Source organism: Bradyrhizobium sp. ma5 (genome assembly GCF_042258955.1).
Lineage (GTDB): Bacteria > Pseudomonadota > Alphaproteobacteria > Rhizobiales > Xanthobacteraceae > Bradyrhizobium.
Genome location: NZ_CP170156.1, coordinates 4265899 through 4279113, shown reverse-complemented (window position 1 = coordinate 4279113; position 13215 = coordinate 4265899). Strand labels below are relative to the sequence as shown.

Genomic DNA, 13215 nt, shown 5'->3' with positions numbered 1-13215 from the left:
TTTGCGCCCTGCCGCTTATCCGCGACGATCTGCCGCGCACCACGCGGCCGCGATCACGGCGCCGGATGCGAAATCGATCTGTCTGACAAGACGGAAAGCTCTCGAACTTCGCGGGCTATTTAAGCCAATGCGCGATCCGCGCAACTGCTTCCTGCATCTCCGCCGCAGAGCGCGCATAGGAAAATCGGATGAAGGCACGGCCGTGGATCGGGTCGAAATCGACGCCCGGGGTCGCTGCGACATGCGCCTTCTCGAGCATCTCGCTGGCGAACGCGAAACTGTCGGAGGTGAAGTCGGAGACATCGGTGTAAAGATAGAATGCGCCGTCGGCCGGCAGGAACTTGGTCAGCCCGGCCTTGGGCAAGCCTTCGATCAGGATGCGGCGATTCTCCTGATAGCCGCGCTTGATCGCCTCCATCTCCTCGCGGCCCTCGAACGCCGCCTCGGCGGCGATCTGCGACAAGGTCGGCACCGAGATCGACAAATTCTGCTGCAGCCGCTCCATCGGCCGCACCAGCACGTCGGGCACCACCATCCAGCCGACGCGCCAGCCGGTCATGCAGAAGTACTTCGAGAACGAGTTGATGACGAGCGCGTTCGGCGACAGCTCCGCCGCCGTCACCGCCGGAAACGCGTAGTCGAGGCCGTGATAGATCTCGTCGGAGATGAAGCGGATGCCCGCGCTGTCGGCGGCGGCCATCAGGCTCGACAGCGCCTCGCGCGACATCATCGTGCCGGTCGGATTCGCAGGGCTGCCGACCAGCACGCCCTTCAGCGGCGCCTTGCGATGGGCGGCCAGCAGCGCCTCCCCGGTCAGCGCGTGGCGGGTGTCGCCGGAGGTCTCGATCAGCACGGGCTCGCAGCCGAGCGCGGTCAAGATGTGCCGGTAAGGCGGATAGCCCGGCACGGTGACGGCGACCCGGTCGCCCGGCTCGAACATCGCAAGAAACGCCAGGATGAACCCGCCCGACGAGCCCGTGGTGACGATGATGCGCTCCGCATCGACCGCGCAGCCATACGTGTCGCGGTAATGCCGGGCGATGCGCGCGCGCAATGAGGGGATGCCGAGCGCTGACGTGTAGTCGATCCGGCCGCCGGCAAGGGCGGCCTGTGCGGCCGCGATCGCCGGCTTCGGCGCGCCCTCGGCGGGCTGCCCCACCTCCATGTGGATGACATGGCCGCCGGCGGCCTCGATTCGCGCCGCCGCGGCCATCACGTCCATCACCATGAACGGCGGAACATCGCTCCGGCCGGACGCCGTCAAAAGGCTGCTCACACGGTCTCTCGCTGTCGCTTCAGGCATGGATTTCTGCTATTGCACGGCCGCTGCCGAATTCGGGTTCCGATACCGGCTGCCGCCCCAGACTGGCCGCATTCGGTGGCTCCTTATAACGCTTTCAGGCCAAGTGAATACCCGGTTCGCGTGAAGAAGAACTGCAAAAACAACAGACTGTGCCACGCGCCTGATCCGGTCGGGTCGGGAACCGGACTTTGCCGCGGCGCGGCCAGCCATCGCCGATAGATCGCCCATGCTGTTCCGCCTCACGCTGCGCACCAAGACCTCCAAGCTGACCGCATTGCTCACCGCGGTTGCGCTCGCCGTCGGCCCCGTCGTCCCTGCGCGCGCCCAGCAGAAGGGCCCGCCGGTGCTGCGCGACACCGAGTCCGAGCAGTTGCTGCGCGAATATACAAGGCCGATCCTGCGCGCCGCGGGTCTGGAGAAGCAGAACATCCAGATTGTGATCATCAACGACGGTTCGTTCAACGCCTTCGTCGCCGACGGCCGTCGCATCTTCGTCAATTACGGCGCGCTGCTGCAGTCGGAGACCCCGAACCAGATCATCGGCGTGCTGGCGCATGAAACGGGCCATCTGGCCGGCGGCCATCTCGCCAAGATGCGCGAGCAGCTTGCGCAGGCGCAGACCCAAATGATCATCGCGATGCTGCTCGGCGTCGGTGCGCTGGCCGCAGGCGCTGCGGGCGGCGGCGTTGGAAACGGCCTCTCCAGCGCTGGAGCTGCCGCAATCTCGGCGCCGCAGTCGGTCATTCAGCGCACGCTGCTCTCCTACCAGCGCCAGCAGGAGGAAAACGCCGACCGCGCCGGCGTCAAGTTCCTGAACGCGACCGGCCAGTCGGCCAAGGGCATGTACGAGACGTTCAAGCGCTTCACCGACGAGAGCCTGTTCGCCGCGCGCGGCGCCGACCCCTATCTGCAGTCGCACCCAATGCCGGTCGATCGTGTCTCGGCGCTGGCGGATCTGGCGCGCTCGAGCCCCTATTGGGACAAGAAGGACGATCCGGCGCTGCAGCTGCGTCACGACATGATGCGCGCCAAGATCTCGGGCTTCATGGAACGGCAGGACACGGTCTATCGCCGTTATCCGCTGTCCAACACCAGCATGCCGGCGCGCTATGCCCGCGCGATCACCACCTATCTGCACGGCGACCTGCGTTCGGCGATCGCGCAGATCGACGGCTTGATCCAGGTCCAGCCCAACAATCCCTATTTCTACGAATTGCGCGGCCAGGCATTGCTCGAAGGCGGTCGGCCCGCCGAGGCCATCGCGCCGCTGCGCCGCGCGGTGCAGCTCTCCGGCAATTCGCCATTGATCGAGATGCTGCTCGGCCAGGCCCTGGTCGCCTCCGACAACAAGGGCTACACCGACGACGCGATCAACATGCTGCGCAACGCCGTGGCGCGCGAGCCGGAGGCGCCGATAGGCTATACCCAGCTCGCGATGGCGTATGGCCGCAAGGGCGACTATGCCCAGGCCGACCTTGCCTCGGCGCAGGCCGCCTATCTCCGTGGCGACAACAAGACGGCCCGCGAACTGGCGTCGCGCGCCAAGACGCGGTTTGCGATCGGCACGCCCGGCTGGGTCAAAGCTGACGACATTGTGAGCGCCAAGCCGATGCCGGGTCAGAAAAACAACTAGAAATAAACCGTAGTTCCATACAACGATCACCGAAACCGGCCCACGGCCCTGCCGTATTTCGGGTCACCTCGAACAAGGATTTTGCCATGCCAGCGCTTCGTTTTCTCGCCCCTGCCCTGCTCGCGCTCGGCATTTGCGCCGCGCCGCTGACTGCGTCCGCGCAGAGCTTCAACGACACCCAGCGCGGCGACATCGAGACCATCGTGCGCAACTACCTGATCGCGCACCCCGAGGTGCTCGAAGAGGCGATGAACGAGCTCAGCAAGCGGCAGGCCGCCGCCGAAGCCGAGAAGCATGAGCAGAGCGTCGCCAAGAACGCCGACACGATCTTCAACTCGCCGCGCGGCGTCATGATCGGCAACAAGGACGGCGACGTCACCTTCGTCGAGTTCTTCGATTACAATTGCGGCTACTGCAAGCGCGCGATGTCCGACATGCTCGACCTGATGAAGTCGGATCCGAAGCTGAAGGTCGTGCTGAAGGAATTCCCGGTGCTGAGCCAGGGCTCAGTCGAGGCCGCGCAGGTCGCGGTCGCCGTGCGCATGCAGGATCCGACCGGCAAGAAGTATCTCGAGTTTCACCAGAAGCTCCTCGGCGGCCGCGGCGCCGCCGACAAGGCGCGCGCGCTGGCAGTCGCCAAGGAAGTCGGTCTCGACATGACCAAGCTCGAGAAGGACATCGCCAGCCCCGAGGTGAAGGCGACCATCGAGGAGAACTTCCGCCTCGCCGAATCCATGGGTATGAACGGCACCCCGAGCTACGTGATCGGCAAGCAGGTCGTGATCGGCGCGGTCGGCGTCGATGGTCTCAAGGAGAAGATCGGCATTGCCCGCTGCGGCAAGGCGACCTGCTGATCGTCGCTTCACCAGCGCTCATCCATTCAGCAAAATCCGGCTGCCCTGGCAGCCGGATTTTTAGTTTGCGGCACCGAACCGCTTTCGCGCTGGCTGCAACCAAGGGGCATCACCAACAACGGAAGCCGCGCGCCATGCCACTGGCCCCGCCAACACTTGCCCCGCCAACCCTTGGCTACGATCTCACGCTGCTGAAGACGGCGCCACAGCGTGGCACCGACCACGATCACGGCTGGTGCTACGGCCTGCCGCCGGGCATTCGCACCGAGCAATGGCCGCTCAGTCCCCACGACGGCTTTCCGATGCAGCACTGCTTCACGCTGCGCGTCCCGGCGCAGTACCGCGCCAAGGGTGATGCCTATGTCGCGCTCGCCATGTTCGCCGATCAGCAATATGACGAACCCGACGAGATCGACGCGGTGGCGCAATATCTCGCGGCAGAGACCGTCGCGCGTCCATCCGATCCCAATCTGCTGCCATACCTCGCCTATCGGCAGAACCGTCATCCGATGGAGTTTCGGATGAAGGACATCATCGACCACAATTTCGCGGCGATCTGGCTCACCGAGACCGAGTTCGCCGGACCGCTCTGCCGGCCGCCGGACCTTGCCGACAATCCGCTGCTGGAAGCCAACTCGCAGCCGCGCTGGCTCGTGAAAGGCGCGGCACGCACCGCGTTCGACGTCAATGTCGGCCGCACCCACACCGACGCTCTGAAGAAGACATACTGGTACCGTCTGTTCGGCGGCATCCCCGCGACCGGACACCACGCCTACGGCATCGCGCTTGCGCCGCGCGACGACGATCCCAATGTCGGCAAGCCGCCGCGCGATCATCTGCTGCACAAGGGCGAGCTCGGCGACTACATCGCGCCTTACGGCGAGCAAGGCAGCGCACGCGGTCTCGAGCGGTTGCACGGCCGCAACCATCTCGGCGGCACGATGTTTCCGAACCAGTGGACACCAAAATACAGCGCGACCTATCTCGAGATCGAGGAACATTTCGGCGGTTTCAATTTCGGCGGCGGCAACGGCCAGCTCGATCTTGCAAGCATGGAGTTCGACTGGGCCTGCGGTTGAAGCGCAAATTGTTCATCGCGCATTCACACAAGAAACAAACCGCGGGGAACCGCAAATCAACAGGAACATCACACATCCTCTCCCGTTGTCGGCGCGGGCAATGCTGAATAACGAGGAGGAATATGATGATGAACCGCTTTCTGATTTCGGTTGCTACGGCGGCTTTGATCGCTGGTACCGGATTCGCGAATGCACAGGGCGCAGGCGGCGCCAACAAGGAGACCGGGGCCGGCGGTGGCGCGACCGTGCAGCACTCTGCACCGTCCGGTGGCGCATCGTCGGGCACCATGCAGCGCGATACGGGCGGCATGAAGGGCTCCGAGCACTCCACGACCGGCGAGTCTTCTTCAGGCATGAAGGATGACCAGTCGGGCATGAAGGGCGCCGAGTCCGAAATGTCCGGCCCCGCCACCAAGGGTGCACAGGAGAACACGCAGAAGTCGAAGAGCATGAGCTCGGAGAACGATGCGACCAAGGGCGCCAAGGACAGCCCGAAGGACATGAAGGCCGAAGGCCGCGACAAGAGCGGCACCATGAAGGCCGAGGAGCATGACAAGAGCGGCAAGATGAACAACGCCGCCGAGAGCCGCGACAAGAGCGGCGCCACCACCAACCAGAACGCTCAGACCAAGAGCCCGAGCGATACCAACCGCGCCCAGACCAACGACACCAGCCGCACCCAGACCACGACGGGCAACGCGGCGACGTCGGCCACCGCGGCGCCGCCGGCCGAGAAGCGCACCCAGATCTCGACCGCGATCAGGTCGGAGCACGTCACCGAAGTCACCAATGTGAACTTCAACGTATCGGTGGGCACCCGCGTCCCGACCGACGTGCACTTCTACCCGGTGCCGGAGCGCGTCGTGACGATCTATCCGCAGTGGCGCGGTTACGAGTTCATCCTGGTCCACGGCCGCTACATCATCGTGCAGCCGGAGACCCACGAGATCGTCTACATCATCGAGGGCTGACCTCTGCCTCGGCGTGAGGGTGCCTTGACGGGCCCTCGCCTCGATCTCAACCCCGCCCCCTCAGGGGCGGGGTTTTGCATGCGGCTGCAGCCCATAGTCGCCAGTGGATGGCTGGCGGGAGCACAGCCGAGGCGCGCCCACCTCCGGATTTGGTTAATCAGCAATTTCCATAGGTTACGCCAGCTATCTAACAGGCCGGAGGAAGCTGTTGAAGCGGTTCCGATTTCACCTAAAGACTTCCCCTGCGGCCGGTTGTTACCTATAACCCGGCCCACTTTCCCTTCGCCGGAACCCCTGGAAATGGCTGCTGCCGGAACGATCTATGTGCTGAACGGCCCGAACCTCAACCTGTTGGGGACGCGCGAGCCGGAGACGTATGGCCATGCCACCCTCGCCGACGTCGAGAAGCTGTGCGCGGACACCGCGCGGCAGTTCGGGTTGACCGCCGATTGCCGGCAGTCCAACCGCGAGGGCGAACTGATCGACTTCATCCATGAGGCCCACGCCAAGAAGGCGGTCGGCATCATCATCAACGCCGGCGGCTACTCCCATACCTCGATCGCGCTGCATGACGCGCTGGTTGCGGTTAAGATCCCGGCCGTCGAGGTCCATGTCAGCAACATCCACGCCCGCGAGAGCTTCCGGGACCATTCGTTCACTGCTAAAGCCGCCTTCGCGTCGCTTTGCGGCTTCGGCATCGACGGCTACCGGCTTGCGATCATCGGCCTCGCCACCAGGATCGGTGCGAAGGCAAAGACTTAATCGTCAATCCTGACGTTCCCCGTCACCTGATAGAGATTTCGGATCAAACAACATGGCGCGCCAGCCAGACGACAAATCAGCCGTAAAGTCCAAGAACGACTCCAAGAACGACGCCCGGAGCGACGACAGCGTCCTCATCCGCGAGCTCGCGCTGCTGCTTGCCGAGACCAACCTCACCGAGATCGAGATCGAGCGCGCCGGCCTGCGTGTCCGGGTCGCACGCAACATCAGCATCGCCGCCTCCGTGCCGTCAGCCGTGCATGCAGTCGCCGCGCCGGTGGCAGTGCCGGCTGCCGCCGCTGCCGCCACCGACATGGCAAAGCACCCGGGTGTCGTGCCCTCGCCGATGGTCGGCACCGCCTATTGGGCTCCGGAACCCGGCGCCAAGCCGTTCATTGAAGTCGGCACCAAGGTCGCGGCTGGCCAGACGCTTCTGATCATCGAGGCGATGAAGACGATGAACCAGATCCCGTCGCCGCGCGCGGGCACCGTGACGCAGATCCTCATCGAGGACGGCCAGCCGGTCGAATTCGGCGAGCCGCTCGTCATCATTGAATAGCTTCCGTCAACGTCAGGCGCTGCGATGTTCGACAAGATCCTCATAGCCAATCGCGGCGAGATCGCGCTTCGCGTGCTCCGGGCGTGCAAGGAGCTCGGCATCGCCACCGTCGCGGTGCATTCCACCGCCGACGCCGACGCCATGCATGTGCGGCTCGCCGACGAGAGCGTCTGCATCGGGCCGCCGCCGTCGAAGGATTCCTATCTCAACATCCCGGCGCTGCTGGCCGCCTGCGAGATCACCGGCGCCGACGCCGTGCATCCCGGCTACGGCTTCCTGTCCGAGAATGCGCGCTTCGCCGAGATCCTCGCCGATCACAATCTGGGCTTCATCGGACCGAAGGCCGAGCACATCCGCCTGATGGGCGACAAGATCGAGGCCAAGAAGACCGCCAAGCGCCTCGGCATTCCCGTGGTGCCCGGCTCGGACGGCGCGGTGACGGCGGACGACGACGCCATGACGATCGCCAGGGAGATCGGCTTCCCGGTGCTGGTGAAGGCGGCAGCCGGCGGCGGCGGCCGCGGCATGAAGGTCGCCCACACCGAGGCCGACCTTGCGCTGGCGCTCACGACCGCGGCCAACGAAGCCAAGTCGGCGTTCGGCGACGCGTCGGTCTATCTGGAGAAATACCTGCAGAAGCCGCGCCACATCGAGATCCAGATTCTCGGCGACGGCCGCGGCGGCGCCATCCATCTCGGCGAGCGCGACTGCTCGCTGCAGCGCCGTCATCAGAAGGTCTGGGAGGAAGGCCCCTCTCCCGTGCTCGCGGCGGCCGCTCGCGCCAGGATCGGCGAGACCTGCGCCAAGGCGATGCGGGACATGAAGTATCTCGGGGTCGGCACCATCGAATTCCTCTACGAGGACGGCGAGTTCTATTTCATCGAAATGAACACGCGCATCCAGGTCGAGCATCCCGTCACCGAAAGCATCACGGATATCGATCTGGTGCTCGAGCAGATCCGGATTGCGGCCGGCGGCGAGCTTCCGGCCAAGCAGAGCGACATCGCGATCATCGGCCACGCCATCGAGTGCCGCATCAACGCGGAGAACCCGCAGACCTTCCGTCCCTCGCCCGGACGGATCACGCAATTCCATGCGCCGGGCGGCCTCGGCGTGCGGATCGATTCCGCCGTCTATCAGGGCTACGTGATTCCGCCCTATTACGACTCGCTGGTCGGCAAGCTGATCGTGCACGGCAAGACCCGCGGCGAGTGCCTGATGCGGCTGCGCCGGGCGCTGGACGAGATGGTGGTCGACGGCATCGAGACGACATTGCCGCTGTTCCGCGCGCTGGTGCGCGAGCCCGACATCATCGAGGGCGACTACCACATCCACTGGCTGGAGCAGTACCTCGCCGGCCAGCCATCCGACACCCCGAAATAGTTTGGAACCCGGTGGAACCCAAAGCCCAGTTCAAACGTACTATGGGTTATTGGCTTTCCACGGGGACGCATTGAATCCCACTCCTGCGAAGAGACCGTCGTGACACAAGTTTCACGACGCCGGTCCACGCTACAGATCCTGCTGCTTTCGGCGGGATTTTTCGTGCTGGTCGCGATCAGCGTGGCGTCCGTCCTGCTGGTCAACAAGGCACGCGAGGACAATGCCCTGGTGGTCCATACGGTCGAGGTCGAGAGCCAGGTCGCCAACCTGCTGCTTGACATCAGGCGCGCCGAGAGCGCGACCAGGGCCTATCTGCTGACATCCGCACCACAATACCTGTCCGAATATCAGGCCGCGGCGGCAGGACTCCCGGCCGCGCTCGGTCATCTCCAGATGATGACCGTCGACAATCCGACGCAGGTCGCCAATGCCGCGAAGCTGAAGGCCGCCGTCGAGCAGCGCCTCGCCGAATTCGCCCTCGGCGTCGAGCGCGTCAAGAACAACGACGTCGCCACCAGCGTCGACATCCTGCGCAAGGGCACATCGACCGATGCGGTCGAGGCGATCGCCCGGATCGGCCGCGACATGCGCGCCGAGGAGGATCGCCTGCTGGCGGTGCGCACCGCGACCGCGGACCGGACCCAGGTGCTCGCCTCCTCCGTCACCATAGCCGGCTCCTGCATGGTGCTGGCGCTCGCCGCCCTCTCTCTCGTGCTGCTGCGGCAATCCTCGCGGGCGCGCGACGAGGCCGAGGCCAGGCTGCGTGACAACTACGTCAATCTCGAAACCATCGTCGACGAGCGCACCGCCGACCTGCGCGAGGCCAACGAGGAAATCCAGCGCTTCGCCTATATCGTCAGCCACGACCTCCGCTCGCCGCTGGTCAACATCATGGGCTTCACCAGCGAGCTGGAGGAATTGCGCGGCGACATCTTCAGACGCATCGCCACGCTCAACCGCACCGCATCGCTGGCGCCGGCGATGGAAGATGCGACCGACGTGGCCGAGCCCGAGCTCCAAGGCTCCGACAAGCAGCTATCCGACGATTTCAACGAATCGCTCGGCTTCATCAAATCCTCGATCGCCAAGATGGACCGCCTGATCAGCGCCATCCTCAATCTCACCCGCGAGGGCCGCCGCGAGTTCAAGCCGGAGCGGATCGATCTCCGCGAGCTGATCGACAGCATCGTCAAGACGGTCGCGCATCAGGCGGCCGAGGCCAATGCGACCGTCGAGATCGGCGCTTTGCCTGATATCGTCAGCGACCGCCTCGCGCTGGAGCAGATTTTCTCCAACCTGATCGACAATGCACTCAAGTACCTCAAGGACGGCGTCCCCGGCGAGATCGCGATCGACGGGCGCACCAAGCTGGGCTTTGCGATCTTCGAGGTCACGGACAATGGCCGCGGCATCGATCCGAAGGACCACCAGCGCATCTTCGATCTGTTCCGCCGTGCCGGAACCCAGGACAAGCCCGGCCAGGGCATCGGGCTTGCCCATGTCCGCGCACTTGTGCGCAGACTGGGCGGCACCATGTCGGTAGCATCGGAACTTCACAACGGCAGCACGTTCACCATCACGCTGCCTATCAAATGGTCAGGCAAGAACTCAGGCAAGAACCGGGATAGGGAATCATGAGCGATCCAGTCACCATCATCATGATCGAGGACGACGAGGGCCATGCCCGCCTGATTGAGCGGAATATCCGGCGCTCAGGTGTCAACAATGAGATCGTCCCGTTCACCAACGGTACAGAGGCCGTGAACTACCTGTTCGGCAAGGATGGCAGCGCGGTCGAGCGCAAGAACCAGGCCCTGCTCATCCTGCTTGATCTCAATCTGCCTGACATGACCGGCATCGACATTCTGAAGCGGGTCAAGGAGAACAAGCATCTCAAGGCGACGCCGGTGGTCGTGCTGACCACCACCGACGACTCCCAGGAGATCAAGCGTTGCTACGAACTCGGTTGCAACGTCTACATCACCAAGCCGGTGAACTACGAAAGCTTTGCCAACGCCATTCGCCAGCTTGGCCTGTTCTTTTCCGTGATTCAGGTGCCGCCAGCTTCGATATGACCAACGCAACGCCGACACTGCTCTATATCGACGACGACGCGGCGCTGGCGCGCCTGGTCGAACGCGGGCTGACGCGCGCGGGCTACAAGGTCGTGCACGCTGCGAGCGGCCAGGAAGGCCTCGACCGGCTCGCCCAGGGCGGCATCGACGTCGTTGCGCTCGACCAGTACATGCCCGGCCTCGACGGGCTTGAGACGCTGGAGCAGATCCTAAAGATCGCGGACGCGCCGCCGGTGGTGTTCGTCACCGCCTCGCAGGATTCGGCGATCGCCGTCACCGCGCTGAAGGCCGGCGCGGCGGACTACCTGGTCAAGGACGTCAGGGGCGAATTCATCCCCCTGCTCCAGGTCGCGGTGAACGGTGCGATCCGGCGCGCCGCGATCCAGAAGGCGCGCGACGAGGCCGAGGCCGAGGTGCACGCTTCACGCGACCGCTACGCCGCGCTCGCCGCCGAGCGCGAGGTTCTGCTGCGCGAGGTCAACCATCGCGTCGGCAATTCGCTGCAGATCATTGCCTCGCTGCTGCATCTGCAAGCCAATTCCGCGAGCCAGCAGGACGTCAAGGCGGCGCTCACCAATGCGATGGGTCGCGTCGCCGCCGTCGCACAGGTGCATCGCCGTCTCTACACCTCGCACGACTTCAAGACGGTGATGCTCAACCAGTATCTCGAGGCGCTGCTCGAGGATCTCAGGCGATCGGCCGAAGGCAACAAGATGTCGCGGCTGACGCTGAAGGCCGACCCGGTCGAGATCGATCCCGACCGTGCGGTCGCGATCGGGATCATCGTCAACGAGCTGGTGATGAACGCCGTGAAATACGCCTATCCCGACAGCGCCGGCCCGATCCATGTCGAGTTGAAGCCACGGGCGGACGAATTGCAGCTTGCGATCAGCGATGAAGGCGTGGGCTTCTCCGACAAGGCCGATCCGCGCGGCACCGGCATGGGCCAGCGCATCGTCGCGGCGATGGCCGTCAAGCTCGACGCCAGCGTCGAGCGCGACCCCAGCCAAAAGGGCACCCGCTTCGTGGTGCGGTTCTCCCGCGTCACCCCCGCGCCGGCGAAATCGGCAAGCGTCACCGCCAGTTAGGCCGCCGCCGACGGACTGATCGAATTCTCGCGCTGGCGTTAACGGCCGCGTCACCCTGTTGTTCGATCGCAGCCGCCTGCCCTGACCGGGTTAAGACAAATCTGGGCATTGCTTGCCATGCTTTTCCCCCAGCTTGGCAGGAACGGCACGATGTTCGAGCGCAGGGTGGTTTTTGGAAAGAAGCAGGCGACCGCGGGTGATCCTAGGGAGCCCTTGCGTCCGGCACCGGGTGCCGACGGCGCGGCACCCGCCTTTCACAGGAGGCAGTGGGAAGATCCGCGGATCGGGCCGATGCTGCGCGATGCGGGGTTCGTGCCCGACGACGGAGCCAGCATCGTGCCGGCGGCGGACAATCGCCTTGCTGTGTTTGCCGCGGCCAACCAACGGCTGCAGGAGCGCACCGAGAGTTTCAACCGTGACATGACGGAGCGCCACGGCCACTGCCATGCGTTGCCGTTCCTGGTCATCGACCACAAGATCTGGGACGGGCCGCATGGCGCGTTTCTCTACGCGCAGCTGGATCTGATCGGCTACGACGAGTGGAACGTGATCATGCTGGCGGAGGATCAGCAGACCACGGAAGCATGCGGCCTGGCGGGCCATCCCGGCTTCCTTCCGGCGGTGACACAGCTCATGACCGAGCATGTGATCGCGTGGGAGGCGAGGCACAACGCCTTGCTCAAGGAATTCGGAATTACCGCGAGCGGCGGCCACCACGTCCCGCACGAGCAATATGAAATGGAAAAGGACGCGCTGCGCCGGGATATCATCGACAAGGCCGGCCGGATGAAGCTGCGCATCATCGACGACCTTCTGAGCAAGAGCTAAACCCTCAATCAGGCCGATCGCGGTGCCGCCGCATGCGATGCGGACGGCAATCCTGGCATGGCGCGCCGAAGATCACCTGCGACGGATAGGGCCGCGCGGAGTGATACGGCGTCGAGCCGAACAGACCCGCTGCGCCGAAGCCCGCGCTGAAGGGATCGGCTGCAAAGCTCCCCGGAAACGCACCGTTGCTGCGGAAATCGCGATCGTCGTTCCTGCCGTCGAAATATGCACCGCCGGTGCTGCCGTAACGCAGCGGCCGTTGCGGCGCCAAGTCATGAGACAGGTTCTGGGCCGAGGCAGCGGCCGTGCCGAGCGCGATGGCAGCGCAGGCGATCAATGCTCTGATAGCGGTCATGGCCAAGGCCTTCATTGCGGAATGGTCCCCCAATCACCCTTCCAGGCGATCAGGCGTCCCTTGCCGAATTGCAGATAGAGCCCGTCGCTGCGCCGCGACAGCACGCTGCCCCTGACGTTGGGCAGCGCGACGAACAATTCATTGCCCGGCGTGCCGCGGACATAGTTCAGGGGAACGCCGAGCGACTGGCTGGCCTGGTCGGCGCTCATGCCGAAGGCGAGCGGAATGCTGTTGGGTGGCCGCTGCTGCGCGCGGGCTGTGCCGGCCGGCGCACCGAGCGCGATGACGAGAGTAACGACGAACAGTGTGACGAACCGCTGCATGA

General features: G+C 64.7%; 14 protein-coding genes. 11 read left to right on the top strand and 3 right to left on the bottom strand.

What is annotated here, in order from left to right; all coding sequences use genetic code 11:
• Positions 1 to 115: 115 nt before the first annotated feature.
• Positions 116 to 1303, bottom strand: a complete 1188-nt coding sequence (locus tag ACE103_RS19640; protein ID WP_375780771.1) for a pyridoxal phosphate-dependent aminotransferase — start codon at positions 1301 to 1303, stop codon at positions 116 to 118.
• 226 nt (positions 1304 to 1529) lie between these two features.
• On the opposite strand from ACE103_RS19640, the gene ACE103_RS19635 reads away from it, so the two are divergent.
• The 11 genes from ACE103_RS19635 to ACE103_RS19585 all read left to right on the top strand — a co-directional run bounded on the left by ACE103_RS19635 (position 1530) and on the right by ACE103_RS19585 (position 12535).
• On the top strand, positions 1530 to 2936 hold the full coding sequence (locus tag ACE103_RS19635; protein ID WP_375780770.1) for a M48 family metalloprotease: 1407 nt from the start codon (positions 1530 to 1532) through the stop codon (positions 2934 to 2936).
• 86 nt (positions 2937 to 3022) lie between these two features.
• Positions 3023 to 3790: a DsbA family protein gene (locus ACE103_RS19630; RefSeq protein ID WP_375780769.1), complete on the top strand. Its 768-nt coding sequence runs from the start codon at positions 3023 to 3025 to the stop codon at positions 3788 to 3790.
• 134 nt (positions 3791 to 3924) lie between these two features.
• Positions 3925 to 4869, top strand: coding sequence for a hypothetical protein (locus ACE103_RS19625; RefSeq protein WP_375780768.1), 945 nt, complete (start codon positions 3925 to 3927; stop codon positions 4867 to 4869).
• 128 nt (positions 4870 to 4997) lie between these two features.
• A complete protein-coding gene (locus tag ACE103_RS19620) occupies positions 4998 to 5840 on the top strand; it encodes a DUF1236 domain-containing protein (protein WP_375780767.1) in 843 nt (280 codons plus the stop codon).
• 300 nt (positions 5841 to 6140) lie between these two features.
• On the top strand, positions 6141 to 6602 hold the full coding sequence (gene aroQ / locus ACE103_RS19615) for a type II 3-dehydroquinate dehydratase (RefSeq protein ID WP_342711091.1): 462 nt from the start codon (positions 6141 to 6143) through the stop codon (positions 6600 to 6602).
• A gap of 52 nt (positions 6603 to 6654) precedes the next feature.
• A complete protein-coding gene (gene accB, locus ACE103_RS19610) occupies positions 6655 to 7161 on the top strand; it encodes an acetyl-CoA carboxylase biotin carboxyl carrier protein (protein ID WP_375780766.1) in 507 nt (168 codons plus the stop codon).
• Positions 7162 to 7185: 24 nt separating this feature from the next.
• Complete coding sequence (accC, locus tag ACE103_RS19605) at positions 7186 to 8544, top strand: acetyl-CoA carboxylase biotin carboxylase subunit (RefSeq protein ID WP_375780765.1); 1359 nt, start codon at positions 7186 to 7188, stop codon at positions 8542 to 8544.
• A 99-nt stretch (positions 8545 to 8643) separates the two neighbouring features.
• A complete protein-coding gene (locus ACE103_RS19600; protein ID WP_375780764.1) occupies positions 8644 to 10182 on the top strand; it encodes a CHASE3 domain-containing protein in 1539 nt (512 codons plus the stop codon).
• Positions 10179 to 10619, top strand: coding sequence for a response regulator (locus ACE103_RS19595; RefSeq protein ID WP_223967892.1), 441 nt, complete (start codon positions 10179 to 10181; stop codon positions 10617 to 10619). The genes ACE103_RS19600 and ACE103_RS19595 overlap by 4 nt, the downstream gene beginning before the upstream one ends.
• A complete protein-coding gene (locus ACE103_RS19590; RefSeq protein ID WP_375780763.1) occupies positions 10616 to 11707 on the top strand; it encodes a sensor histidine kinase in 1092 nt (363 codons plus the stop codon). The genes ACE103_RS19595 and ACE103_RS19590 overlap by 4 nt, the downstream gene beginning before the upstream one ends.
• A gap of 150 nt (positions 11708 to 11857) precedes the next feature.
• Positions 11858 to 12535, top strand: a complete 678-nt coding sequence (locus ACE103_RS19585) for a hypothetical protein (RefSeq protein WP_375780762.1) — start codon at positions 11858 to 11860, stop codon at positions 12533 to 12535.
• Between the two features lie 4 nt (positions 12536 to 12539).
• Here the strand turns inward: ACE103_RS19585 and ACE103_RS19580 are convergent, their stop codons facing one another.
• Both ACE103_RS19580 and ACE103_RS19575 read right to left on the bottom strand, forming a co-directional pair.
• Positions 12540 to 12890 carry a BA14K family protein gene (locus ACE103_RS19580; RefSeq protein WP_375780761.1) on the bottom strand — a complete coding sequence of 117 codons (351 nt, stop codon included), beginning with the start codon at positions 12888 to 12890 and terminating at the stop codon, positions 12540 to 12542.
• A gap of 11 nt (positions 12891 to 12901) precedes the next feature.
• Positions 12902 to 13213 (bottom strand): hypothetical protein, encoded by a 312-nt coding sequence (locus tag ACE103_RS19575; protein WP_375780760.1) that lies wholly within the window; start codon positions 13211 to 13213, stop codon positions 12902 to 12904.
• Positions 13214 to 13215: the final 2 nt, after the last annotated feature.